The 26,103-nt window shown below is 44.3% G+C and carries 22 protein-coding genes and 1 tRNA gene; all 23 read left to right on the forward strand.

Annotation, left to right across the window (positions count from 1 at the left end):
• The first annotated feature begins 87 nt into the window (after positions 1–87).
• Positions 88–2,553 carry a UDP-N-acetylglucosamine--LPS N-acetylglucosamine transferase gene (locus tag CVV54_00615; GenBank protein PKL05357.1) on the forward strand — a complete coding sequence of 822 codons (2,466 nt, stop codon included), beginning with the start codon at positions 88–90 and terminating at the stop codon, positions 2,551–2,553.
• A 537-nt stretch (positions 2,554–3,090) separates the two neighbouring features.
• Positions 3,091–3,981, forward strand: coding sequence for a 4-hydroxy-tetrahydrodipicolinate synthase (locus CVV54_00620; protein ID PKL05358.1), 891 nt, complete (start codon positions 3,091–3,093; stop codon positions 3,979–3,981).
• Positions 3,978–4,721 carry a 4-hydroxy-tetrahydrodipicolinate reductase gene (gene dapB / locus CVV54_00625; GenBank protein ID PKL05359.1) on the forward strand — a complete coding sequence of 248 codons (744 nt, stop codon included), beginning with the start codon at positions 3,978–3,980 and terminating at the stop codon, positions 4,719–4,721. Before CVV54_00620 ends, dapB begins: the two co-directional genes overlap by 4 nt.
• Positions 4,718–5,710, forward strand: coding sequence for a diaminopimelate dehydrogenase (locus tag CVV54_00630; GenBank protein PKL05360.1), 993 nt, complete (start codon positions 4,718–4,720; stop codon positions 5,708–5,710). The genes dapB and CVV54_00630 overlap by 4 nt, the downstream gene beginning before the upstream one ends.
• 227 nt (positions 5,711–5,937) lie before the next feature.
• The gene (locus CVV54_00635; GenBank protein ID PKL05361.1) at positions 5,938–6,585 is read left to right on the forward strand and encodes a GNAT family N-acetyltransferase; all 648 of its coding nucleotides are present in this window, start codon (positions 5,938–5,940) and stop codon (positions 6,583–6,585) included.
• Positions 6,586–6,705: 120 nt separating this feature from the next.
• Positions 6,706–8,079 carry a pyridine nucleotide-disulfide oxidoreductase gene (locus CVV54_00640; GenBank protein ID PKL05362.1) on the forward strand — a complete coding sequence of 458 codons (1,374 nt, stop codon included), beginning with the start codon at positions 6,706–6,708 and terminating at the stop codon, positions 8,077–8,079.
• A gap of 145 nt (positions 8,080–8,224) precedes the next feature.
• Positions 8,225–8,536 carry a hypothetical protein gene (locus tag CVV54_00645; protein PKL05363.1) on the forward strand — a complete coding sequence of 104 codons (312 nt, stop codon included), beginning with the start codon at positions 8,225–8,227 and terminating at the stop codon, positions 8,534–8,536.
• A gap of 156 nt (positions 8,537–8,692) precedes the next feature.
• Positions 8,693–8,956: a hypothetical protein gene (locus CVV54_00650; GenBank protein ID PKL05364.1), complete on the forward strand. Its 264-nt coding sequence runs from the start codon at positions 8,693–8,695 to the stop codon at positions 8,954–8,956.
• A gap of 52 nt (positions 8,957–9,008) precedes the next feature.
• Positions 9,009–9,362: a hypothetical protein gene (locus CVV54_00655; GenBank protein ID PKL05365.1), complete on the forward strand. Its 354-nt coding sequence runs from the start codon at positions 9,009–9,011 to the stop codon at positions 9,360–9,362.
• Positions 9,363–9,389: 27 nt separating this feature from the next.
• Positions 9,390–9,788 carry an iron-sulfur cluster assembly scaffold protein gene (locus tag CVV54_00660; GenBank protein PKL05366.1) on the forward strand — a complete coding sequence of 133 codons (399 nt, stop codon included), beginning with the start codon at positions 9,390–9,392 and terminating at the stop codon, positions 9,786–9,788.
• Complete coding sequence (locus CVV54_00665) at positions 9,785–10,150, forward strand: dinitrogenase iron-molybdenum cofactor biosynthesis protein (GenBank protein ID PKL05367.1); 366 nt, start codon at positions 9,785–9,787, stop codon at positions 10,148–10,150. Before CVV54_00660 ends, CVV54_00665 begins: the two co-directional genes overlap by 4 nt.
• Positions 10,140–11,024, forward strand: coding sequence for an ATPase (locus CVV54_00670; protein ID PKL05368.1), 885 nt, complete (start codon positions 10,140–10,142; stop codon positions 11,022–11,024). The genes CVV54_00665 and CVV54_00670 overlap by 11 nt, the downstream gene beginning before the upstream one ends.
• The gene (locus CVV54_00675) at positions 10,996–11,883 is read left to right on the forward strand and encodes an ATPase (protein ID PKL05369.1); all 888 of its coding nucleotides are present in this window, start codon (positions 10,996–10,998) and stop codon (positions 11,881–11,883) included. The genes CVV54_00670 and CVV54_00675 overlap by 29 nt, the downstream gene beginning before the upstream one ends.
• Entirely contained in the window at positions 11,880–12,710 is an 831-nt protein-coding gene (locus CVV54_00680) for an MBL fold hydrolase (protein ID PKL05370.1), read from the forward strand. Before CVV54_00675 ends, CVV54_00680 begins: the two co-directional genes overlap by 4 nt.
• Positions 12,711–12,758: 48 nt before the next feature.
• Positions 12,759–13,118, forward strand: coding sequence for a dinitrogenase iron-molybdenum cofactor (locus CVV54_00685; protein ID PKL05371.1), 360 nt, complete (start codon positions 12,759–12,761; stop codon positions 13,116–13,118).
• Positions 13,119–13,398: 280 nt separating this feature from the next.
• Positions 13,399–16,191: a sensor domain-containing diguanylate cyclase gene (locus CVV54_00690; protein ID PKL05372.1), complete on the forward strand. Its 2,793-nt coding sequence runs from the start codon at positions 13,399–13,401 to the stop codon at positions 16,189–16,191.
• Between the two features lie 38 nt (positions 16,192–16,229).
• On the forward strand, positions 16,230–17,375 hold the full coding sequence (locus CVV54_00695) for a hypothetical protein (GenBank protein PKL05373.1): 1,146 nt from the start codon (positions 16,230–16,232) through the stop codon (positions 17,373–17,375).
• 191 nt (positions 17,376–17,566) lie between these two features.
• Positions 17,567–18,796, forward strand: coding sequence for an efflux transporter periplasmic adaptor subunit (locus CVV54_00700; protein ID PKL05610.1), 1,230 nt, complete (start codon positions 17,567–17,569; stop codon positions 18,794–18,796).
• An 11-nt stretch (positions 18,797–18,807) separates the two neighbouring features.
• Positions 18,808–21,987 (forward strand): hydrophobe/amphiphile efflux-1 family RND transporter, encoded by a 3,180-nt coding sequence (locus CVV54_00705; protein PKL05374.1) that lies wholly within the window; start codon positions 18,808–18,810, stop codon positions 21,985–21,987.
• 5 nt (positions 21,988–21,992) lie between these two features.
• Complete coding sequence (locus CVV54_00710) at positions 21,993–23,489, forward strand: RND transporter (GenBank protein PKL05375.1); 1,497 nt, start codon at positions 21,993–21,995, stop codon at positions 23,487–23,489.
• Positions 23,490–23,560: 71 nt separating this feature from the next.
• A tRNA-Gly gene (locus CVV54_00715) sits at positions 23,561–23,636 on the forward strand.
• A 296-nt stretch (positions 23,637–23,932) separates the two neighbouring features.
• Positions 23,933–24,535: a nitroreductase gene (locus tag CVV54_00720; GenBank protein PKL05376.1), complete on the forward strand. Its 603-nt coding sequence runs from the start codon at positions 23,933–23,935 to the stop codon at positions 24,533–24,535.
• Positions 24,536–24,646: 111 nt separating this feature from the next.
• Positions 24,647–26,080 (forward strand): trigger factor, encoded by a 1,434-nt coding sequence (gene tig / locus CVV54_00725; GenBank protein ID PKL05377.1) that lies wholly within the window; start codon positions 24,647–24,649, stop codon positions 26,078–26,080.
• Positions 26,081–26,103 lie beyond the last annotated feature (23 nt).

A 26,103-nucleotide genomic window follows, 5' to 3' on the forward strand; every position in this document is an offset into this window, starting at 1 on the left:
CTTTTAATCTAATTAATTGACTTGAGTCAAAATAATCAAACCATTCATAACTTTAAAAAATTTTTTTACATCAGAAGGAATAAAAATATGAAAATTATTATATTCTACTCTTCAATTGGACAGGGACACATTAGCGCCGCTTGTTCGATCGAGAAAGAAATTCTAAAAAAGGATCCTTGCGCCATAATTTTGCAAAAAGATATTCGTGAATTTATGGACCCGATAGCAAGAATGCTTAATGAAAAACTTTATTGGTTTGTCGCCCAGAACTTACCTTATTTGTTTGATAATTTGTTTCAGTCCATGCAAAAACGGGGAAAGTGTGTAGGTTCAATAACTTGCTTGCCAAGCGAATATTCAGAACAAAGAGTGCATGAATACCTTTTAGAGGAAGCCCCTGATGCTGTTTTTGCAACACACTACGGTGCAGCCCAAGTACTGGGCAATTTAAGAGAAAAAGCCCTGATGCCAAACATCAAGATCGGTTGGCTTCATACCGATTATTTTGTCGGGTACTTTCCCCGTATATCCAAAATGATCGATCGAACTTTTTTAGCGCATCCTGCACTAAAAACAAGCTGGCTGGAATCAGGCGTGTTCTCTGATTTGGTTGAGACTTCCGGCATGCCGGTAAATGTTAAAGACACTGATTCAGATGTTTCAAAAGAATGCTTAAGCAAAATTGGATTTCAAACATCAATCAAAACAATTGTGCTTGCCAGCGGAAAGGAGGGAATAGGAGATTTTCCTGGAATTATCATAAGCTTGGCTAATGCAACAGAGCAACCGCTGCAAATTATAGCTGTTTGTGGCCGTAATAAAAAACAATTCGAAGCATTGCACCAAATTGAGCAACAGATGCCTAAACATGTTAAATTGGAAATCATGGGATTTATCCCGCAGGCTGACTTGGTTTCGTTCGTTAGTGCATCTGACTTGTTTATAACCAAGGCAGGAGGGTTAGCTCCGTCAGAAGCTTTTGTATTGGGGAAACCAACGATATTATTGAGTGTGATCAGCGGGCACGAAAAAGAAAATGCAGAATTCTTCGCGAGACTCGGGCTAGCTGAAATAAATTCTGCAGTGGAGGAAATTGGCAGCCAGACACAATTACTTCTTAAGGATGCGGCAAAACAGACTTCCATGCTGAAAGCACAGCGAGTATTCCGAGAAAACATGAATATTAGTAAGATAGCGGATTTCCTTCTAAATCCGAAAATTGTGCCGCGGAGCTTAAGTCCGAAATTTGGTTTGGAAAATGGAGATTCAGCACGCAACATTGGAAGTGCGCTGGCACAGTTGGAAAACGACGTGCCTGTTGATTTGGAAATCTTGCTTTCCTACTCTTCGTCAAAAGAAAATGAGCACATTGCCACGGAAAACCCATTTGGGCATATTGCAATTCGGATCGGTGATACCGTATATAGCTCCAACCATCATGCAGATCGGGCAAAAGAAACACTTTTGCTCCAGCATATGAACGTGAAGAATTATTTATTCGGTGTTTATCCTGCATCGGGCAATCAAGAACATACAAGTACATATGGGATGGCATATGGCCGCGATACTTTGGGATTACGTGTTAAAGGAGTTCCCCGGGAAGCTATTCAAAGGATGGATGCAGAGGCGGCAAAGATTGAGGAAGAATTCAGCATGGGAGAGTGTAAGTATGATGCAAAAAAATCAAATTGTGCGGATTATGCTGAAAGAATTCTGGAGGCAAGTGGATATTATGTGGGACAACTTCATGAGTTAAACTTTTTTTATACTATGCCGCTGGATGTTTTTGAAAAAGCACGTGAAACTTTTCAAGCTGTTCCCGGTTTCTGCACCGAATTGGTAGCATATAGACGATTGACAAGTTCTCAATCACCTTACCGCTTCTCGCGGTTTCCACTTTCCCTGGGCCAGCCTGTAAGGTCATTTGCGCATATTATAAACAATAATGCGATCGATCGTCTTGAATCAGAAGTTAAGGCACAACTGACCGGATATTATGGCGATGACCGTATTTTTTTTGAAGAACTGAGCCCCAGCTGGAGGAGTGTGGCGCTTAATAATTTTAATCGTCCGCAAAGACGAACAATGAAAGTCGGAAACGTTCTTGTTTTAGAAGCTCGTCGATTGTTCAAGCAAAAGAAAATCTTTTATATTATAAATTATAAAAAAATAAGGGAGCAACAGGTTAAGCGTGAAGCTAGCCATTTGCTTAACAATTGCTATGATACGGTCAGAATAACGCTTGAGCATGTGGAAAGAATACTCGGTGCCGCGAATACTAAAAAACAGCGCGCGGCATTTGTAAGGCTTACACGGGAATATGGTGAATCTAGTCGCTGGAAACATGCACCCGCTGAGGTAACTAATTTCATTAAAAAAATATCTGAGTTTTATCAAATTCTCGAGCAAGACTGTCAAGATAGAGACTTGAAAAATCTAATTCTTGAGATAAAGACGATATCAAGGAACCTGGAAAATCGTGTAAAACGTTTATTTGGGATTGATTCTAGTGATTTGTCAGTAAAAAGTTCCAAGAATCAACTGAAGCGATAAGTCTAGATTGTGGATTGGCTGGCATTGCCGGAAGAGAAACATGTTACAGAATTTTACATGTACTTTCTTGTATTTTTGGAATGCCTGTCTCATAAGAAATCGAACTCCTTTCTGCTGGAGTCTTTGGTAAATCACAGAAACTTAAGCTTCACAAGGCGATCTTGCCGCCGGCATAAGGTTACTATTAGAAGATAAAATATTTTATATCAGATCAATTCGAGGTCTTATAATTCATCAAAGCAAGGCGGGGACAGTCTACAGTACTTAAATAGTTTATCAGTACAGACTTGCTTGCAAAACATTACTTTTCTTTCTCTTTATACCCAAAAGTGCTGTACAACTCTCATTTAATGTGATAATCTTTGCAAATTTTAAGGGGCAATAATTTATGCACCCCAAAAATTTATATTTTTGGAGCGCATTTCATCCTCTCTTAGTCATCATGCATGAAGAGGATAAACTTTGTACGAAGACGATAAAAGACAGCCAATAATTTATCAGTTGCCTTATTTGCATAGGAAAGTGAGGTTAAGATCGATGTCAAAGAAAATAATTTTCACCGGGATCGCTACGGCGCTTATTACGCCTTTTAAAGGACAGGGGATTGACTTCGATAAATTTGGCCGTCTGATCGACTGGCAGATAGAAGAAGGCATCGACGCCCTTTTAGTATGTGGCACAACAGGAGAATGCTCAACAATGTCGGATCAGGAGCATAGGAGTGTCATTGAGTTTGCTGTCGACCGTGTCAACGGCAGGGTGCCTCTGATAGCAGGGTCCGGAAGCAACGATACAGCCTATGCCATTTCACTGACTCACTTTGCCGGCGAGGTCGGAGCTGACGCATCCCTTTCGGTGACCCCTTATTACAACAAGACAACACAGAAGGGGATTGTCCGTCACTTCAGCGCAATTGCTGACGCAAGCTCCATTCCTCTCATTGTTTACAACGTACCATCAAGGACCGGAACCGCGATCGAACCGGAGACATATGCTGAGCTTGCTAAACATGAGCGTATCGTTGCAATAAAGGAAGCAAACAGCAATATAGACAAGATCGTAGATACAATGTCCAGGCTAAAAGGCGGGCTGACACTCTATTCCGGAAATGACGGAGAGATAGTGCCTCTGATGGCAGTTGGAGCAATGGGCTGCATATCTGTCCTTTCCAATATCCTTCCGGCACAGACGGGGGAGATATGCAAGAAGTTCTTTGCCGGTGACATAAAGGGAGCCGCAGCCCTACAGTTCCGTTACCGGCCTCTCATAGACGCGATCTTCAGCGAAGTCAACCCTATACCTGTCAAGGCAGCTATGACGGCTATGGGATTCTGCGAACCTGATATCCGCATGCCTCTTACGGAAATGGACGAGGTCAAGTTCAATAGAATGATAGATCTCATGAGAGCAGAGGGGATATCAGCATGATGAGGGTAATTGTAAACGGATCAAACGGAAGGATGGGCAGCGAGATCGTGTCCATGATACAAAAAGAGTCTGCAGACCTTGACGCCACACTTGCGGCGGCAGTTGATGTAACAGGAAGCTGCCAGGGCGTTTTCTCCTCATTGGCAGAATACACCGGCCCTGCAGACGTTATTATTGATTTTACATTTCACACGACTGCTGAAGCATTGACTGAATATGCCATCACCCGCTGTTTGCCACTGGTCATAGCAACGACCGGACACACGCAGGAAGAGCTTGCAGTTATCCGAAAAGCTGCATTAAAGATCCCATTGTTCCAGACATCCAACATGTCCATCGGCGTGGCGATGCTGGTTGAATTTGCAAAAAAAGCGGCAAGTGTTTTTCCTAAAGCAGATATTGAGATAGTCGAAAAACATCACAACCGCAAGAAGGATGCCCCCAGCGGCACGGCCATGACAATCGCCGACGCGCTCACATCCGTCAGACCCGGTGCTGTCATCAAATGCGGCCGCAGCGGCTTTGAGACGAGAAACCCTGACGATATAACCATACACTCTCTGCGTATGGGTGATATCGTCGGAGATCATGAAGTCTACATAACCACAGATTCACAACAGCTTGTTTTAAGACACGAGGCATTCAGCCGTACTCTCTTTGCAGAGGGAGCTATCTGCGCAGCAAAGTTCCTGCAGGGAAAACCTGCAGGATATTACAGAATGGAGGACATGATAAGATGACAGAACCAATTCGCGTAGCTATCGCAGGTTACGGCAACCTTGGCAAGGGCACCGAATCAGCCATCATGCAAAATGAGGACATGGAGCTGGTCGCAGTAGTCACTCGGAGAGACCCTTCCTCACTTAAACTCATGACAGAAAACGCGGCTGTCATAGCTATGTCCGATATAGAGACGCTTAAGGACAGGATCGATGTAATGATAATATGCTGCGGGAGCGCAACTGACCTGCCTGAGATGTCACCAAAACTTGCCGGCATGTTCAATATAATAGACAGCTTCGATACCCATCAGAACATACCGAAGTATTTCGAGGCAGTTGACAATTCTGCCAAAGCAGGAGGACATATTGCTCTCATCTCCGCTGGATGGGATCCGGGATATTTTTCCCTTATGCGTCTTTACGCCCTTTCTGTGCTGCCTGAGGGGCACGGATACACCTTCTGGGGACCCGGGGTAAGCCAGGGACACTCAGATGCGATCCGCAGGATCCCCGGAGTGGTCAGTGCGACCCAATATACCGTCCCGGTGGAATGCAATGTCGAGGCAGTCCGTAATGGAGAATGTCCCAGCCTGACAGCGCGCGAAAAACATACAAGAGAATGTTATGTAGTGGTGGAAGAAGGCGCAGACAAAGACAGCATAGAAAAAAAGATTAAAAACATGCCAAACTATTTTGCCGATTACGACACCACCGTGACATTCATCTCAACTGAAGAGATGCAGTCAGAACACTGCACACTTCCTCACGGAGGGTTTGTGATCCGGACCGGCCGGACAGGAGTCAACAGAGAGAATAAACATACCATAGAGTTCCGACTGGCGCTGGAATCAAACCCTGAATTCACTTCCAGCTTCCTGGTCGCATGTGCCAGAGCGGTACACAGGCTTAGCAGCAGGGGTGAGATCGGATGCCGCACAGTCTTTGACCTTCCTCCGGCATTATTGTCTCCGCTTTCCCCGGAGCAGCTCAGATCTACCATACTTTAACCGGAGGCCCTGCTTGATAAATTGATTTAAAAGCGACAGCCTCAGCATCAATATGAATGATCGTTAAATAAGACCGCCGGCAAGTCTTTATGACAAGAGACCGGGGGTCTTATTTATCTGCCTAAAACTAGCTTTATGCTGCTGGAAATTTGTAATTCTTGATACTGTGAGTTAACATCTAGATAGTAAGCGAACCTATCCAAGATACATAATGGGGGGAAATATAAATGAATATAATTGCCTTCAATGGAAGCCCCAGAAAGAGCTGGAACACCGCCACGCTTTTAAACAAAGCCCTCGAGGGCGCGACTTCTGCGGGAGCAGAGACCGAACTGATCCATCTTTATGACTTGATCATCAGAGAAGAAAGAAAAGATGACTACCTGAGCGTCTATAGAGTCGTAAAGGCTGCATTCGGAGGCACGGAGTACACAAGCGGAGATGAACAGGATCTCGTGGTCAGACTCAGAGGCAGCAGCTCTTTTTTACCGGAACTCTCCATTGTTGCTGAGTTTAACGGAGAGACCATAGGACACATAATGTTCACAGAGGCTGTGATCAGAGAAGGTGATAAAAATCATCAGACTTTGACCCTCGGCCCCGTCTCAGTATTGCCTGAATATCAGAAAAAGGGCATAGGAAGCAGGCTGATAGAGGAGGGGCATGATGCGGCCCGACGCCTTGGATACAGATCAGCCCTGCTTGTCGGCCATCCGGAATATTATCCCCGTTTCGGATACAGGCCAGCTGAAGTTTTTGGGATCAAGACCTACCTTGAACTCCCTTCTCGTGTCTTCATGGCTTGTGAACTGATCAAGAACGGCCTTGAAGGTGTCTCAGGAACAGTCAATTTTGCCCCTGAATTCAACCTGTGACCTCTCTTTTATATTTTTCCTTTTTCTTTCCTCAGAGGCGTGACATTGTCACAGACGTAAAACACCCTTGATGAAATAATGCGTCATAAGAAGTAATTTATCAAAGGGGGAAATTTATAAATGAAGAAGACAGATCTGCTGGTAATTGGCGGAAGCGCAGGCGGCATCCTGAGCGCAACTATGGCACGTAAGGCATACGGCGATATCAACATCACAGTTATCAGGGATACAGACGCTGTAATGGTGCCCTGCGGTATCCCATACATTTACGGTACTCTTCACTGCACAAGCAAAAATGTCATCCCTGACAAGATGCTGGCAGACGCCAAAATCAACCTTGTAGTTGAGACAGTTGTGAAGATAGATAAGGACAACAAAACAGTAACCACAAAAAATAATGACACGTACGGTTATAAGAAACTTGTTATCGCAACAGGCTCACTTCCCATCATCCCTACATTTATTCCTGGACATGAACTCGAAAATGTATTTCCGATTTACAAGAACCAGGATTATCTGAACACTATCCTGGAGAAGCTGGAGACAGTAGATAATGTTGCTGTTATCGGCGGCGGATTCATAGGAGTGGAGTTTGCTGAACAGATAAGCATGACAGGTAAAAAGGTGACTTTAGTAGAAATGGCTGACGCATGTCTCTGGCAGGCCTTTGACAAGAGTTATACGGATGACATAGAGATGATGATGAAGGAAAAAGGCATCAATGTCCTCACCAATACAAAAGTCAAAAAAATAATCGGTGATAAAAAGGCCGAAGCGATTGAACTTGATAACGGTGACAAGATCCCTGTGGAACTAGTAATTCTTGGACTTGGGGTAAGACCAAACGGCCTGCTTGCGAAAGAAGCGGGGCTTGATGTCAACGCGAAGGGCGCGATCATCGTTGACCAGTACACCAGAACCAGCGACCCCGACATTTTTGCTGTAGGAGACTGTGCTGAGAAGAAGTGTTTCTTCACAAACAAGGATGTTCCAGTCCTTCTAGCTTCAACTGCGGCAATGGAAGCAAAGATCGCAGGAAGCAATGCATTCCAGCTCAGGCTTATCAGAGCCAACAAAGGTACGATCAGCGCGTTTTCTACGCAGATCTTCGGCAAGACATTCGCCGCTGCCGGATTGACAGAGGCGAGGGCCAGACAGGAAGGCTTTACGATCAATCTCGGAGAGTTCACGACAATGGACCGTCATCCCGGATCCCTCCCGGGAACAAGCACTATACAGATCAAACTTATCTTCTCCAAGTGCTCGGGAGTCATTCTCGGAGCTCAGATATCAGGCGGAGACAGTGTCGGCGAGATGATCAACATACTCAGCCTGGCGATACAGAAGGGACTAACTGCGACAGAACTCAACACTTTCCAGGTAGCGACGCATCCGCTTCTATCGGCATCGCCGATCGCATATCCTATCAACGCTGCCTCAATGAACGCCATCGCCCAGAACTGCAGACATCTAAACGAAGGCCTGGTAATCTAAATCGTTATAACGATGTATCAATGATCCAGATCTATGCAGCCCCGCACCCCAAGGCTGCATTTTTAAGCATTTTTAACATTCACAGGATTCAATATGATGTTACGATATTAAAATAAATGAATTAAGAAAAAGAGGAGATGACGAGATGATCGAACAGGTATTCAAGATCGCGGGCGGCGACAGCAAAGTAGTTGAAAAGGTCATACAGGACGAAAACGTACACTACATGCATATGATCTTCAACAAGAATGAGGGCGCTCCTGAACATTTTTCAAATTCAAACGTCTATATGACTGTTGTGAGAGGTAATCTTTCAATAACATTAAATGAACAGGACATGCATGAATACCCTGCGTCAAGCGTACTGAAGATCCCCATGGGCATAAAGATGAACTTCAAGAACTTGCATGACGAAACGTTGGAATTAATCGTCGTAAAGGCACCTGCTCCAAAATAGATATCTTAAAAGTTACCATAATTATAAAAACGGGAAGACATCACCAGATGTCTTCCCGTTTTTATATGAAATAATAAAACAGTTATTGACATATGTCATAAACGCTATATAATTAAGTAGTAAATGACATATGTCAATAACAAAAGAGGGATGATCATGCCAAGAGGAGACGGTACAGGCCCAACGGGACGCGGTCCTATGAGCGGAAGAGGTATGGGTTTTTGTGTCAGGACATTTGAAACAGGAGAGACCTCTTACATCGGAGGAGGCATAAGAAGGGGCTTCAGACGATGGTTTGGAAGAGGATGTGCAGTAATGAATGCATCTACTGAGAATAAAAAAGAATTTCTTGAAGACGAGAAGAATTTTCTGCAAAAACGCCTGGAATCACTTGAAAAAGAACTTGAAAAGATGAATTAGATGAACAGGGAAAGAATGTCATTCTTTCCCTGTTCAAAAAGGAGAGGCTCATATGCCAAGACCGGTGAAATGGAGAAAAGTCTGCTGTATGCCTGAAAGCAATCAGTTCGGACCGCTCAATATGGAGGCTGAGTCCAGGGAATCTGTAAACATGACTATCGATGAGTACGAGACCATAAGGCTTATCGACCTCGAACAGTTTACACAGGAAGAGTGTGCAGCACACATGAACGTTGCAAGGACTACTGTGCAGGGGATCTACAACGAAGCCAGAAAAAAGCTGGCTGAGTCACTGGTAAACGGAAAGGTACTCTTTATCGAAGGAGGAGAGTACAGGCTTTGTGACGGATCCGAAATCGAATGCGGACATCCGGGATGCCAAAGAAGGAAGCACGGCAATAATTGATCTGATACTTTTTATGACAGGGAGTGGATCAAAATTTATTCCGATAAAGTAATTGAACATCTGATGTCTCCTCAAAACGCAGGAAACATGCCTGATGCTGACGCAGAAGGAAGCGTAGGAGACCCCGAGTGCGGGGATACACTGACATTTTACCTCAAGATATCAGACGGCGTTATAAGCGATATCAGCTATCTGGTATTCGGCTGCTGCGCTGCAATAGCAACATCGAGCGCGACATCAGTTCTTGCCAAAGGCAAAACGATCAAAGGGGCAATGAAGATAACAGAGGATGATGTCGTCAATGCACTTGACGGACTCCCTGAAAGCAAGGTCCACTGCTCGCTCCTTGGGGTCAGTGCCCTTCGGTGCGCCTTAAAAAACTACTGCAGCAAAAATAATATTGAACTGACGGAGGATACAAAATGAAGATAGCGATCCCTGCAGATGACAAAAACATTGATTCTACAGTCTGTCAGTCTTTTGGCAGGACACCATATTTTCTTACCTACGACACAGAAACAGAGACTGTTGAGTTTATTGACAATTCTGCTGCTTCCAGCCAGGGCGGGGCAGGAATAAAGGCTGCCCAGGCAATAGTAGACTCAAAAGTATCCGCAATCCTGACACCCAGATGCGGTCAGAATGCTGCCGAAGTGCTTACCGCAGCCGGTATTTTGATTTATAAAACAGAAAGTTCATCTATAAAAGAAAGTATTGCCGCTTTCAAAGAAAAACGTCTTGGTCTGCTTCAGGAGATCCATGCCGGGTTTCACGGACATGGCGGTTAAGAATTTAAAAATAGCAATATTAAGCGGCAAGGGCGGAACAGGGAAAACACTGCTTTCTGTCAATCTGGCATCAGCTGCGATAGCTTCTGTATACGTTGACTGTGATGTAGAAGAACCAAACGGTCACCTTTTTTTCAAGCCTCAATGGAACATTGAAAAGGAGATATCTGTAAAGATCCCACAGGTCGACCCGCAGAAATGCAACGGATGTAAAAAATGTGTCGAATTCTGCAAGTTCAACGCATTAGCATACATAAACGAAAAACTGAAAATTTTTGATGATGTATGCCACTCCTGCGGAGGATGCCTGCTTGTATGTCCACAGGATGCTCTTACTGAAAGGAAAAAGGCCGTGGGAACACTTTCTGTCGGCGATTCAGAGGGAGTACACGTTCTCTCAGGAATGATGCAAACCGGAATAGCTTCGGGGATTCCAATAATAAAGGAGCTCCTTTATCAATGCGGATCTTACAAAGATGATCGTCCAATATTCATAGACTGCCCTCCGGGAAGCGCCTGTATCGTTATGGAAAGCATAAAAGATGCAGACTACTGTCTTTTGGCTGCTGAACCTACTATATTCGGAAGACATAACCTTGAGATGGTCTGGTCTCTGGTCAAGCTTTTCAAAAAGCCGCATTCTGTCGTTATCAACAAATGTGTTGATCAAAGTGACCCAACAGAGGAGTTCTGCAAGAAAAACGGAATAAAGATCCTGGATAAAATTCCTTTTGACGTTGAACTTGGCACACTTAACTCGAACGGGAAGATAGCAGCAAGAGAAAGCAAAAAATATCGGGATCTTTTCTCTTCCCTGCTTGAAAAAATCTACAGGGAGGTGTCTCATGAAGCAGCTGTTAATTCTGAGCGGTAAGGGCGGCACAGGAAAAACAACTGTTGCCAGTGCTTTCATCAGGCTTTCAGAAGCCAAAGCATACGCTGACTGTGATGTTGACGCACCTAACCTGCATCTGATAACGAAACATTCCAAAACACCATCAAGGAAAGACTATTATGGGATGCCAAAGGCAGAGATCGATCCTGACATTTGCATAAACTGCGGCAAATGCATGGAGAACTGCAGATTTGACGCTATTAGAGTAAATGAAAGATCTCACTTTGTTGATGCCTTTGGATGTGAAGGATGCGGAGTATGCGAATTTGTTTGTCCTGTAAATGCAGTATCGCTTCATCCTTCTGTTGCGGGAGATCTTATGTTTTTTAAGGAAGGCCCTGTAACATTTTCAACGGCCCAGCTGAAAATGGGAAGCGGAACAACGGGAATGCTTGTTTCACAAGTAAAGAAACAGATGAAAGAGGCTTCGGGGGATATTGAGCTGGCTATAGTAGACGGTTCTCCCGGCATAGGGTGCCCTGTAATAGCTTCTCTCAGTGGTGCTGATATGGTTTTGATAGTTGCAGAACCTTCTCTTTCTGGTATAAGCGACATGGAAAGGATAATCAAAACTGCCCGAATATTTGGGGTCATAATTGCAGTCTGTGTGAACAAATCTGACACAAACCCTGACAATGCAAATAGGATAAAGGATTTCTGCAAACTTGGGGGGATACCTTATGCCGGCAGTATTCCTTTTGACTACATGGCGGTCAAGGCTGTTAACAAAGGAATGAGCATAGCTGACATCGATTGCCCTTCCGGAGCGGCAGTTAAGGAAGTGTTCAATAAGACAATGCTGTTGCTATTTGCTGAAGGGAGGCACTCACAAAAGTGATAGTTACGGTTCTTTCAGAAAACACATCAATTTCACCTGAAATAAAAAGTGAGCATGGATTGTCGATCCACGTTAAAACAAAGAGAGAGAGCATCCTCTTTGACACCGGAGCCAGCTCGATCTTTATTGAGAATGCCGAGAAACTCGGTATAGACATACCATCGGTAGACAAAGTTATCCTTTCTCACGGACACTACGACCACGGAGGAGGGTTAGACCCTTTTCTTGAAGTGAATAAAAAAGCATTGGTATATTTAAATAAATTTGCCTTTGGAAATTACTGTTCAGTGAAGGAGGGAAAAGAAAAGTACATAGGACTTGATAAAAAACTGCTTCCACAGGAAAGGTTTGTATTTATTGACGGCGACGCAAAAATAGATGATGAACTTGAGATCTTTTCCGGTGTACGGCAGAAAATTTTGTCTCCTTCATGCAACTCTTCACTTTTTATGAAGGAAGAGGGAAATGAGAAATCAAGAGCTGACGAATTCAAACACGAACAGAATCTCATCATCAGAGAAGAAGGCAACACTGTCCTCCTTTCAGGATGCGCTCACAGCGGTATCGTAAACATACTTGAGCATTATGTAGAAAAGTATGGAGAACTGCCCACGCATGTTATAGGCGGATTCCATCTCTACAGCCATTCTTCGGGAAAAAGCGAAGATCCGATAACTGTCTTTGAAATAGGAAGGTATCTGCTGGATTCAGCTGCAGAATATTACACGGGACACTGCACTGGGGACGAAGCTTACAATATCCTAAAAAGAACAATGGGGCAGATGCTCCACAAAATTTCCGCAGGAAGCGTATTTGAGGTAATTTGACATACGGGATATCGTGTCCCGAAATTAGAAATTACGGAGGAATGAGTAATTATGAAAATCGCAGTCGCAAGTGAAAAAGGTATGGTTACAGGTCATTTCGGACATTGTGAGAACTTTATGATATTCAACACTGAGAATGAAAAGATCATCGGCACAGAAACAGTTCCAAATCCGGGGCACAAGCCCGGATTCCTCCCCAATTTCCTCAATGACATGGGAGTGAATGTGATCATCTCCGGCGGTATGGGCGGAGGAGCGATAGATATCTTCAACCAGCACAACATAGAGGTAATAATTGGAGCGGCAGGATCTTCAGAAGAATCAGCCAAATCATATCTTGCGGGCGAACTTAAATCTACCGGGTCTGTCTGCCATGAGCATGCGCACCACGATGAATGCGGGAACTGAGATATTAGTTTAAATTACCGAAAAACCGCTTGAAAGCGTAACAAATCAAACTATTATGGATCAACAGAAGCCAAGGATGGTCAAGGCTGTAAAGCTGCGATCTTCCTTGGCTGTTTTCATCATAATGAAAATCATATATTTTAAAAATAAATTTAGTTACAAAAAAGAATGCTAATAATACTATATTCAATGCAATGCAGATAATGTAAAATTGATTGTCATTTCCGGGTTTTCTGAATATTCTTTTGCATGAGCACGAGACAGGTCAACTAGCAACATCATGTTTTCAATATTTGTCAGTATTTTCATAATTAATATTTATCATATATTACCGAACATGGGGTGTTGTGCTGTGAGATTCCTGAATCGTAGTTCGATCAAGAGAAATATTATGACAATATACATTACGACGACACTGGTAACTTTTGCCATCGTATACTATGTCCTTTTCTCTAACTGGATCAGCACAGCAGACGGCATCCTTTCAACTATAGCAAAAGATATGAACCAAACTATATATGGGGAGTTCGAAGGATTCGTAAAACTTCCACAATACTTAAACGAAGTTACAGAAAATCAGATCCGAAATGGTGTGTTGGATTTCGACGATGAAACGATCCGTGACAAATTTTTTGTCGGACTTCTAAGTGCACACGGCAGCACTCCCATTTACAGCATAAGCATCGGCACAGAGAAGGGTGAATATTACGGTGCTCGAAGAAACAAAGACAACAATGTCGAAATCATGAAAAACAACACCGATACCGGAGGAAAGTCCAGATACTACAAAGTCAGGGAGGATATGACGGCAGGGGAGCTTGTTGTTGAAACAGGGCGCTTCGATCCCCGCACGAGACCCTGGTATAAGGCCGCAAAGGAAAGCGGCAAGACATCCTTTTCTCCTCTCTACAAGCATTTTGTATTGGATGACCTAACTGTATCTGTCGGTACACCCGTATATGACAAAGAAGGCTCGCTTATTGGCGTTCTTGGCACACATATAACGCTTTCAAGGATGGACCAATATCTGAACGACATAGTTAAGCGAAACGGAGCATCTGCGGTCATAGTAGACAAAAATACAGGAGAACTCGTCGCAAATTCTCTGCAAATTCCCAATTTTAAAGTTGATGCCGACGGCTCGTTAAAAATGACCGGTATAAATGAAATCAATAACAGCAGCATTATACGGGGCTATGAAAATTACCTGGCAAACAATGATGAAGATCATGTAGTCGTAAATGGAGAAAGCAGCCATATAAACATCTCTGAATTCAAAACGACCGGCGTAGACATGCTCCTGATAACATCCATTCCTGATGCAATACTTACCCGGGACATTTATGAGACTATCAGATTGACTATCATTTTCTCAACAATAATTATGCTGACCTTATCGTTCCTTTACATCAGCTATGTGGGTAACCTCCTTAAACCTCTGGAGAGCCTCAATCTCAGTGCGAAAAAATTAAATGACGGTAATTTTGACGAGAGAGCAAAAATATTCAGGGAAGACGAGATCGGAAAGCTTGCGGCGACTTTCAATATGCTGGCAGCTACGATCGGCAGCCATGTAGAAGACCTCGAAACAAAAGTAAAAGATAGGACTGAAGACCTCGAAGCGACCAATACTGTCCTCCAGGAAAACAGGGAACAGCTTAAACTGATACTTGACTCCACTGCCGAAGGTATTTATGGAATGGATACTGAGGGACTATGCACCTTCTGCAACGAAAGTGCTCTCCGGATGCTCGGCTACAGCAGCCAGGAAGAGCTGCTGGGCAAAAACATGCATTTCCAGATACACCACACAAGACGGGATGGGACACCCTTTCCCCTCAGTGAATGTAAAATTATGGAGTCTTTTAAAAACGGTAGGGGAGTTTATGTAGATGACGAGATTTTCTGGCGCAAGGACGGCACTTTTTTTGATGTCAGATACTCTTCATATCCTCAGTATAGGGATGGCAAAATGGTTGGATCTGTAATTACGTTCATGGACAACACAGAACGCAAAAAAAACGAAGAACACATAAAATATCTGACTTATCACGATCCACTTACTAATATAAACAACAGGCTTTTTTTTGAAGAGCAGATACCCGTTCTTGATACTGAAGATAACCTTCCGATATCCGTGATCTTCGGAGATCTCAACGGACTTAAACTGACGAATGACATCTTTGGACATGCAGCCGGAGACAGATTGCTGACAGAAGCAGCAGCTGCATTTAAGAAGGCCTCCGGAAACGAAGGCCTTGCAGCAAGGATCGGTGGCGACGAGTTCGCCCTTATTATGCCAAACACAGACGCTGACAGAGCAAAAGATGTAATTGAAGAGATCAGGAAGTCATTCTCAAACGAAAATTCAAACGATATTATCGGAAGCGTCTCCCTGGGAGCAAGCACAAAAACCTCCGCAGAAGAATCCATGCACGAAATGATCGAGATCGCAGAGAATCTTATGTATAAAGATAAGACGATCAACAGAAATAAGAACAACAAGAATATGATCCGAAAGATCATAAACAACCTCCACAACAGGAGCCCGAGGGAAAAGAGACATTCAGAGAACGTTTCGGTACTGTGTGAAAAGATAGCAGAGGAGATGGGCCTTTCAAAGGCTCTGATAAAAAGACTCGGTGAAAACGGTTATTTCCACGATATAGGAAAAATCGTCCTTGAAGATGATATCCTTAACAAGCACAGGGACCTCACAGAGGAAGAGTACAGAAAAATGCAGCAGCATTCTGTAGTTGGATATCGCATACTTAATCTTTTTGACGATACTATTGACCTGGCGGAAGGCGTCCTGAGCCACCATGAGCACTTGGACGGGACTGGTTATCCTAAAGGGATAAAAGGGGAGGAGATCCCTCTTTCAAGCCGGATAATCGCTGTTGCAGAAGCATACGATGCAATGACGAATGATAATTATGACAGGCGTAAAACAAATGACGAAGCTGTAGAGGAGATAATAAGACTCTCGGGAGTAAGGTTCGATAAAGATGCAGTCGAAGCATTTATTAAAATTTCTAAAAAACAAGATCAGGAGACGAAAACTGATCAATAATATTAAGCCAAATTAAATCAGGCAGTCAGGATGGACCGATGGGACGTTTCATGATATTTTTGCTTGTCAGCACCCTGTTGCTGATCATTATAAATATATATCTGAGCAGAAAGTATAAAAAGCTGGCGAAGAGTTATGAGGCAAACATACCTGAATATGCTGCAACACTGATCCTTTTTTCGGGGCTTTTGATATTCCTCTCTTCTCTGTTCTTTCAGGAGTGGATCTACCGGTACCGGTGGCTGACCTTGCCGGTCAGATACTTTTCCTCGTTTTATCTAGGCACTCTCATATACTCCTTTTTACTTTTTATCGCAGGGGATATTTTTGCATTCCTGGGCTGTTTTTATATACGGGACAAAAAAATAATAAAATTTTTTTCAAGGATATATGCCAAAGGCCTGATAGTCCCGATCGCGGCTGTCCTGATAACTTTTTATGCTTTTTACAACGCAGTCGACTACAAGGTCACATCCTACGAAATATCGATAAACAAGACATCCTCCGTCCGCTCACTTGAAATCGTTATGGTATCAGACCTCCACGTAGGGACCTCCGTTACAAAAAAGCAGCTTGTGAAGATAAGTGAGATGGTAGAGGAATTGTCTCCTGATATATTTTTGATATGCGGGGACATTTTCGATCATGCCTCCTATGATGAGATAATGAGGTTCTCTGCAGAGACTCTTGGAAGCATAAAGACTCCTTACGGGACTTATTTTGTAACCGGAAACCATGAGTACTACCTTGGAGACATCTCGAAGTTGCTGTCTTATTTTGAGGGTACAGAGATAAGGGTCCTCCAGGATGAGATGCTCTCCATAGAAGACATATACCTTGCCGGAAGAAAAGATATCAGAGAGGGCAACCGTGCTCCGCTTTCTCAGATATTGTACGGCGCAGATAAGTCTAGACCGATCATCGTCATGGACCACCAACCTAACGCGATCGATGAAGCCATTGAAAATCATGTTGATTTTCAGCTTTCCGGACACACTCATAACGGACAATTATTTCCTTTCAACTATATCGCAGGCCTTGCGAACCACACCCATTACGGACTTCACGATGAAGGGGAGTTCAAGGCTGTAATAAGCTCAGGCGCGGGCACCTGGAAATACCCTATAAGGACGGGAAGCTCCTCAGAAATTGTAAGAATAAGACTCAATTTTTTAAAACGTTAAACATTTCTGCGCTATAATATATTCTGACTTTACTGTCGATCAAAAAGTCTTCCTAATTAAGATCATCACTTTAACATGATATAATTTTTCTGTAAAAAATATGTCTTTATAAGGAGTCGAGTCAGTTTATGGAAAACGAAAAATACGAAGAAATAACTGAAGCTCCCGAAATCAAAGAAGAGGACAATTCTATGTCCCCGGACGCAGCTCTGCCCAAGAAAAACAATAACCTGATCTTTATTTTGATCATACTGCTCATCATAGCAGCCGGCGGGTTCTGGTTCTGGAAGAAAGAAGAGGCAAAAAAAGAGGCTGCTTCAAAAATAACAGAGGCGCCCCCTGTTGTAGTCAGCGATATGCTTGTTGAAGCTGGAGACTTCCCTGTGATATTTGAATACACCGGACAGACAAAAGGCTACAAAGAAGCCGAGGTAAGGGCTCAGGTGAACGGAGTCCTCAAAAGCAAAGAATATAAAGAAGGCCAGCCGGTAAAAGCTGGACAGGTCCTTTTCCGTATAGACCCAGCTCCCTACAGGGCAACTCTGAACAAAAACAACGCAAATCTGAAACAGGCACAAGTTCAAGCCAACCTTGCAAAAATTGAATTTGACAGGATCTCTTCGCTATATTCCAAAAACGCTGTTAGCAAGAATGACTTTGACAACGCAGATGCATCCCTCAAAGCCTCAAATGCGGCAGTTGATTCTGCCAGAGCCGCTGTCAGACAGTCGCAGATCGATCTTAACTGGACTGTTGTCAGAGCTCCTATTTCCGGTCTGAGCAGCAAGGAAGAACGCTCTGTCGGCAACCTGATAACCCTTGATGCTCAAGGCAGCCTCCTTACGACTATCGTACAGGCAGATCCTGTCTATGTTGAATTTGCAGTTCCGGCCGATGAACACAGGACAAACGAAATGCTTAAATCCGCAGGACATCTGAAACTGTATCCTGAGGGGATCTCTGTAAAGGTCGCCCTTGGGGATGGTTCATATTACGACAAAAAAGGAAAGATCGACTTCCAGGATCAGTTTGTTGATCCTTCAACCGCTGACATAAGAGCACGGGCAGTTTTTAAGAACCCCGGAAACCAATTGTATCCGGGTCAGTTTGTACGGGTCTATGTTTACGGAAGTTATATACACAATGTAATAAACATACCGCTGAGGTCAGTGCTGCAGACATCTTCCGGACCTATCGTTTATTTGCTGGATGAAACTAACGTCCCAGCAGTAAGGAACATTAAAATATTAAAGACGATCAAAAATACATGTCTGATACAGGAAGGGCTCGAAGACGGCGATAGGATAGTAGTCGACGGGGTCTCAAAAGTGCTTCCAGGAAAAGCAGTCAAAATAGCAGAAATACAGGAACAGAAAACTGCCTCGGAGGATAAGACCGAAGGCGACAACTCCAAGAACTGAGGCCCTGGCTAATGTTCTCTGCTATCTTTATCAAAAGGCCAATATTAGCTACTGTCTGTTCGATCGTAATAATACTGCTTGGACTCGTATCAATTCTTACGCTTCCCGTGGCCCAGTTCCCAGAACTTGTGCCGCCTGAAGTGACTGTGACTGCCAAGTATCCGGGAGCTACCCCTGAGGTCATTGCCCAGGTCGTAGCATCACCGCTTGAAAGTCAGATAAACGGCGTCGACAACATGATCTATATGAACTCTGTGAGCACCGGACAGGGCAGTATGACCCTGACAGTTACATTTGAACTTGGAACAGACCCGGACATGGCTACGATAAACGTAAACAACAGGGTACAGATGGCATCCTCATCTATACCGGAAGAGGTACGTAAATATGGCATTGTTGTCCAAAAATCCTCTCCAAACCTCCTTCTGATAGCGACTCTGCTTTCTCCCGACGGACGTTATGACACCATATACATGAGCAACTACGCCCTTCTTAATGTTCTAGATGACCTGAAAAGGATCCCTGGAGTCAGTGACGCAGTCATCTATACTTCACAGGATTACGCTATGAGGATATGGATCAAACCGGACAAGCTTGCACAGCTTGGGATAACTCCTGCAGACATAGCAGCTGCGGTCAGCGACCAGAACAGCCAGTACGCACTTGGACGGTTCGGTGATCAACCTACAGACTCAGATCTCGAAAAAACTTACATAATCACTACAAAAGGGCGCCTGACAACACCTGAGGAGTTTGAAGAAGTCATAATAAAAACAAACCCTGACGGTACCACCATCTACCTTAAGGATGTTGCAAGGGTTGAACTTGGAGCCAAGACATACGGCTTTATCGGAAAACAGAACAGCATACCGGCAGTCCCGATAGGAATAACTCTTGCTCCCGGAGCAAATGCCATCAAGGTCTGCGACCAGGTCAAAAGTCAGTTTGAAAAAGCAAGCAAACATTTTCCCGACGGCATTAAATACGACATACCTTATGACACTACAACTTTTGTCAGGGTTTCTATCGAAGAAGTCGTAAAAACACTTTTTGAAGCTGTCCTGCTTGTCTTCCTCGTTGTCTTCCTCTTCCTTCAGAACTGGAGGGCAACGCTGATCCCGTGTTTGGCAGTACCTGTCTCGATAATCGGAACATTCGCCGGACTTAAGCTTTTTGGCTTTTCTATCAACACACTTACGCTCTTTGGTCTGGTTCTTGCGATAGGCATCGTTGTCGACGACGCGATCGTCGTGCTTGAAAACGTCGACAGACACATGGAAGAAGGGCTGCCCCCAAAAGAAGCCGCCTTCAAAGCAATGGAAGAAGTTACAGGACCAGTTGTTGCTATAGTACTGGTGCTTTCTTCGGTATTCATCCCGATTGCATTCCTGGGAGGGCTGACAGGTGAGCTTTACAAGCAGTTTGCAATAACCATTGCAACCTCTGTCATAATTTCAGGCTTTGTAGCACTGACCCTTACCCCTGCAATGTGCGCACTGATACTGAAACCCAAAAAAAAGAGGAAGGGGAGTTTCTTCCTCTTCCGATGGTTCAACTCATTTTTCGATTCAATGACAAACGCATATTCCGCAGGAGTAAGTTTTTTCCTCAAGCGAACAATAATCGTGGTCATACTCTTCGCCATATTATTAGCTGCCACTGTCAAAATAGCATCAGTCGTCCCGACATCCCTGGTACCTGACGAAGATCAGGGGATAATCATGTCGTCGATGTCGCTGCCTGATGGTTCTTCACTTAATATGTCCGAAAAGCTGACCAATAAATTAACAAGGATCACCCAGGGAATGGATCAGGTCAAGACTGCGTTGGTATTCACAGGATATAACCTCATCAACTCATCAAACCAGTCCAACTACGGAGCTGCATTTATCACCCTTAAAGACTGGAAAGAGAGGGAGACCCCAGGCAAAGATTCATTTTCAACAGCCAGGGAACTTATGGGGAAAGCATGGTCCATACCTGAAGGACAGGTATTCGTATTCAATCCTCCGGCAATAATAGGCATGAGTACAACTGGCGGAATCGAGGCATACATCCAGAACAGGGGTTCAGACACGCTCGAGCAGATGGACAAGGTACTTGCCAAATATATAGCAGCGACTGACGCCAGGAAAGAAATATCAAGCGTGACTACAACATTTTCGACAAAGGTCCCACAGTATTACGCCAATTTGGACAGAAACCGCGCTAAAGCACTTGGGGTAAACCTGAACGATGTTTTTTCAACAATGGGAAGCATTTTCAGAAATTACTATGTAAACGATTTTGACAAAAGCGGACGTACCTTCCAGGTTCTGATTTCGGCTGAATCAAGCTACAGAAACCGCCCTGAGGACCTCCGGTATACTTACATACGCTCAAATACGGGAGAAATGATCCCGCTTCTCTCCTTGATAGACATACATTTGATAACAGGACCTGAGACGATGGAGAGGTTCAACGTATTCCCAGCTGCCAAAGTAACGGGAACTCCCTCTTCGGGCTTTACTTCCGGACAGGCTATAAAGGCGATGGAAGAAGCGGCCGGCGAATCACTTCCTGAGGATTACACCTTAGCCTGGACAGGATCGGCATATCAGGAAAAGCAGACCGGAACTGAAACCACGATAGCTTTTGCCCTTGGGATCATAATGGTATTCCTGATACTGGCTGCCCAGTACGAAAAATGGAGCCTTCCGCTTGCAGTCGTCCTGGCCGTTCCCTTCGCACTTTTTGGAGCTTTCCTTGCTGTAATGCTTAGGGGACTGTCCAACGACCTTTACTTCCAGGTCGCGCTTGTGACACTTATCGGACTTGCTGCAAAAAATGCAATACTAATAGTTGAATTTGCTATCATGCAACATGAAGGCGGTATGAGCATAGGAGAAGCTGCTGCATCTGCAGCTCATCTGAGGTTCCGTCCTATCGTAATGACATCCCTCGCCTTCATACTCGGATGTCTGCCGCTGGCATTGAGCGTAGGGGCAGGAGCTGCCAGCCGACATTCGATAGGAACGGGCATAGTCGGAGGAATGCTCGCAGCGACAGGCATAGCGATCTTCTTTGTACCCAGCTTTTTCTCTATGATAATGAGGCTTACTTCAAAAGAAGACAGCCCTCCCGGAAAAGATGACAACACCCTGTCGGAAGATGAAAAAGCAACTCTCTCTCCGACCAATGAAGGGGAGTGAAGTAAATGACTGCCAGCGCACTGCTAGCTGCTCTTTTTGTAGGCTCTTTTTTCCATATCAACCTGGGACCGGAGGTAAAGGCTCCTGACCCCTACGATATTCCAACAGCCTACGTTATCACCCTCTCAAACGATGTCAGGAAGGAACAGACGATCGATGGAGTCAGACCTGACTACGCATGGTGGACTTCCTTCAACGAACCTGTCCTTGAAAAATGCATCAACGAGGCATTCTCACAAAACAGGGATCTTGAATCCGCACTTGCAAGAGTACAACAAGCAAGGGCAGTTTTCAAAGAGACAAGAGGCAATCAGAGACCCAACATAGGGGTCGAGATCGACACCACCCGTGCATACACAAAGGTAGGAACAACAGACACTCTTAACGAGCAAAACATATTATACGGACTGGGCGCGGCAAACTACGAAGCTGATCTGTGGGGAAAACTCCAGAAGGCTACCAGAGCCGCAAAAGAAAGCATCCTTGCCAGTGAATCCGCCAAAAACACTGTCAGACTGGCACTGGCATCTCAAGTGGCAAAGACATATTTTTCACTCAGAGGCACCGACAAACAGCTGATAGTTGCCAGAGAGACGCTGGAGACCCAGAAAAAGACAATCGCACTCAATAAGATACTTTATGATAACGGCAAGATCAGCGAACTTGAACTTAGAAGGAGCGAATCTATCGCAGCATCTTCAGCAGTACAGGTCAGTCAGCTTGAGATAGCTCTTGGAAAATACGAAAACAGCTTGCTGGTCCTTATGGGCAGGGAACCTAAAGAGTTCATAACAAGAGATATCCCCAGGGGGCTGACACTTGATGAACTGCCCGCGCCTCCCGATGTCCCGCTTGGTATACCTGCAGATATGCTTCGCTTCAGGCCCGATGTAAAAACGGCAGAACAGAATTACAGAACAGCACTCGCCAACATTGGATCGGCAAGAGCGGGACAATACCCAACCCTCTCATTTGACGGACTGATAGGCAATCCCGGCAGGGCAATTAATGATCCTTCTGACCTTTTCACGGGAGCTACAGGCTGGTCACTTGCTGCACAAGTCTTTGTGCCGATATTCAATGCAGGGAAACTCTCTGCAAGGGCAGCACAGGCAGAAGCCGCAGCACAGCAGGCATGGTCTGCTTATTACAAGACTGTCCAGACAGCCTTTGAAGAGACTATGAACTCCATCAATACACAGGCAAAAACCGAAGAGATACTTCTTCTTCTTGAAGAACAGCAGAAAGTTCAGAAGAGGGCGTATGAACTTGCGAATATACGCTACACCGATGGCATGGCAAGCCAGATAGATCTGCTGGACGCAGAGAGAGAACTTCTATCCGTTCAGCTTCAGCTTGAGAGCAGCAGGGCAGACAGACTAAATTCCATCGTCGACCTTTATACAGCTCTTGGAAGCGGATGGGCATGGCGGGCTGCCAATGACCTCGAAAAACGCGATCTGCAAAAACCCTGGGTCAACAAGGAAAAGTTTTCAGAGTAGTATTTATCTGAACCTGCCATGTTGCCAAATAAAAATGTGAAGGCTATAATATCCCTCGTTCACCAGACAATGCGGACATAGCTCAGTTGGTAGAGCATCAGCTTCCCAAGCTGAGGGTCGCGGGTCCGAATCCCGTTGTCCGCTCCAGAAATTACGGATCTCCTGCTTTTGCCGGAGATCCTTTTTTTATGTCAATATTATAGTGTCCCTTAGCTTGGGAAGCTGATGCTCATCCTGTTTTTATTGTTGCCTGGCCAGTATGTTACGTTTATCAATTGATTTTCTTGAAAAATAGCAGCTAATCTATTCCTATAATAGGTAGATTTACAAGTGTTTTAATTTTTTAACAATGATATATTTGTAATGTTGAATATAACAAATCATTGTCGGTTTTCATCCGGCAAAATACACATTATGCTAAAAATTATATTGGAGGGATACACGTGGAAAAAAAGTTTTTTGAAGCTGTAAAAACAAGAAGGACACATTACGGGCTTACTAAAGATAAGATCGTCAGCGAAGATAAGATACTGGAGATAGTGAGAGAGGCAGTGACTCATACGCCTTCAGCATTCAATTCACAGAGCGCAAGGGTAGTAGTTCTTTTTGACGCACAGAGCGACACGCTTTGGGAGATAGTTAAGGAGGAGCTGAAGAAGATCGTTCCGGAAGGAGCCTTCAAAAAAACAGAGGAAAAGGTAAACGGGTCATTCAAAAGCGGTTACGGTACGATCCTTTTCTTCGAGGACATGAAGGTCATCGAAGGGCTTCAGGAAAAATTCCCCACCTACAGTGACAATTTCCCGATATGGTCAAATCAATCGGCGGGGATGCACCAGTTCGTAATATGGACAGCATTGTCCGCAGAGGGGCTGGGGGCATCGCTTCAGCATTACAATCCGGTAATCGACAGCGCCGTAAAAAAAGAATGGAATATTCCTGAAAAATGGAAGTTGCTCGCACAGATGCCCTTCGGCAAACCGATCGACGAACCGGCAGAAAAGGAAGTAATGCCTCTTGATGAGAGAATAAAAATATACAGATAAAATCATTAACCAACGTTCAGGATATTTATTGAACGCAATATAACACCTTCACTTTAACATGTGGAGGTGTTATGCTGTTCAAAGGCATGCCGACCCTGATCCGGTTGTGCCATCTATCTCTCTGTGATAAAATATTACGGTTATTGTCAGCAAAAGGCAAACCGAAAGGGGAAGTATGAATTGAAAACTGAAGTAGTTTCACAGGAAAAAAATATTATCGTCCTAAAGGCCGAATTCGACGCTGAACAGGTCAATAAGGCTATAGATATGACGATAAAGGATCTTTCTAAGAAGACTAATATCAAAGGATTCCGTAAAGGGCACGTCCCGCGCAAGACGATCGAGCTTTATTTCGGCATGAAAGGCATTTGCGTCGAAACAACCGAAAAGATGGTGCCCGAAGCCATAGATAAAATGATCGAAGAATATGAACTCAGCCTGATAGCTGAACCTAAGCTTGAACCCGGTGATCTCAAGGAAGGTGAACCTTTCACCCTACAGGTAACTTTTGAAGTCACACCGGAAGTGACCCTTCCCGAAATAGATACGATCGAAGCTGAAAAGACTGTATATATACCGACAGAAGAAATGAGAGACGAGAACATCGCCCGCCTTCTCGAAGCTCACAGCGAGATCGTTCCTACATACGAGGAAAGGGAGATCACAAAGGAAGATTTTGTATCAGTAAAATATACATCCTCTGTGGTCGATCAGGACGGGAATGCCAGCCCTGTGGAAAACGACCAGAAAACTGAGATAGATCTCAGCCAGGAAAACATGAGGCCTGAGGTCGTAGATTCTATTATAGGCAAAAAACCCGGCGATACTTCTGCAGTCGAGTTCTCTGTGGAGGATGACCCCCAGAACAAAGAGCTTGCCGGTAAAAAAATGCGCTACGAGATAGAGATACTTGGAATTATGAAAAAAGTAACCCCTGAGCTGACAGATGAAAAAGTCATAGAGATAACCAAGTCAAAACATAAGACAACAGATGAATTCAAAGAAGAGGTAATGTCACAGCTCAAAGCAGCTGCTGAACAGCACAGCCAGGACAGCCTTAAGGATTCAGCAGTAGAGAAGCTTTGCGACCTTTCAGAGGTAGAGCTTCCCGATACACTTGTCGAAAGACAGAAACAGGCTATGAGAGCTGACCAGGCACAGAGAATCAAGAAGGACTCAGGCATGGAAATAGAAGAGTTCTTTGAAAAGAGCGGGATGGACAAAGAGGAATATGAAAAGGAACTTGATGAAGCTGCCAAGGTGGTTGTCAAAAGAGCACTTGTTCTTGAGGCACTCGCAGACGCCAACGATATTGAGTGGACTCCTGAAGAGCTGAACGCTGAAATACATCGTATAGCCATCAGCTCGCGCATCGATCCGAAGAAACTCCATGATTACATCTATGATGACAGGGACAGACTTTTTGAAATGGCTGAAAAGATCCGCAACCGTAAGACGGTGGACTTCCTTATAACAAAGGTAAAAGTCAACGAAACAGAGGATGAGAATAAGTCCGAAGCGAAAGAAGATACTGAGAATAAATAATTATTCCCAATCGAATAATATTA

It is taken from the genome of Synergistetes bacterium HGW-Synergistetes-1 (assembly GCA_002839185.1).
In the GTDB taxonomy this organism is placed as follows: Bacteria; Synergistota; Synergistia; order Synergistales; family Synergistaceae; genus Caenicola.

Bases quoted from the DNA above. Each gene is read 5' to 3' on its own strand.
- CVV54_00615 (PKL05357.1), top strand. From the start codon at position 88: ATGAAAATTATTATATTCTACTCTTCAATTGGACAGGGACACATTAGC.
- CVV54_00620 (PKL05358.1), top strand. From the start codon at position 3,091: ATGTCAAAGAAAATAATTTTCACCGGGATCGCTACGGCGCTTATTACG.
- dapB (PKL05359.1), top strand. From the start codon at position 3,978: ATGATGAGGGTAATTGTAAACGGATCAAACGGAAGGATGGGCAGCGAG.
- CVV54_00630 (PKL05360.1), top strand. From the start codon at position 4,718: ATGACAGAACCAATTCGCGTAGCTATCGCAGGTTACGGCAACCTTGGC.
- CVV54_00635 (PKL05361.1), top strand. From the start codon at position 5,938: ATGAATATAATTGCCTTCAATGGAAGCCCCAGAAAGAGCTGGAACACC.
- CVV54_00640 (PKL05362.1), top strand. From the start codon at position 6,706: ATGAAGAAGACAGATCTGCTGGTAATTGGCGGAAGCGCAGGCGGCATC.
- CVV54_00645 (PKL05363.1), top strand. From the start codon at position 8,225: ATGATCGAACAGGTATTCAAGATCGCGGGCGGCGACAGCAAAGTAGTT.
- CVV54_00650 (PKL05364.1), top strand. From the start codon at position 8,693: ATGCCAAGAGGAGACGGTACAGGCCCAACGGGACGCGGTCCTATGAGC.
- CVV54_00655 (PKL05365.1), top strand. From the start codon at position 9,009: ATGCCAAGACCGGTGAAATGGAGAAAAGTCTGCTGTATGCCTGAAAGC.
- CVV54_00665 (PKL05367.1), top strand. From the start codon at position 9,785: ATGAAGATAGCGATCCCTGCAGATGACAAAAACATTGATTCTACAGTC.
- CVV54_00670 (PKL05368.1), top strand. From the start codon at position 10,140: ATGGCGGTTAAGAATTTAAAAATAGCAATATTAAGCGGCAAGGGCGGA.
- CVV54_00675 (PKL05369.1), top strand. From the start codon at position 10,996: ATGAAGCAGCTGTTAATTCTGAGCGGTAAGGGCGGCACAGGAAAAACA.
- CVV54_00690 (PKL05372.1), top strand. From the start codon at position 13,399: ATGTTTTCAATATTTGTCAGTATTTTCATAATTAATATTTATCATATA.
- CVV54_00695 (PKL05373.1), top strand. From the start codon at position 16,230: ATGGGACGTTTCATGATATTTTTGCTTGTCAGCACCCTGTTGCTGATC.
- CVV54_00700 (PKL05610.1), top strand. From the start codon at position 17,567: ATGTCCCCGGACGCAGCTCTGCCCAAGAAAAACAATAACCTGATCTTT.
- CVV54_00705 (PKL05374.1), top strand. From the start codon at position 18,808: ATGTTCTCTGCTATCTTTATCAAAAGGCCAATATTAGCTACTGTCTGT.
- CVV54_00710 (PKL05375.1), top strand. From the start codon at position 21,993: ATGACTGCCAGCGCACTGCTAGCTGCTCTTTTTGTAGGCTCTTTTTTC.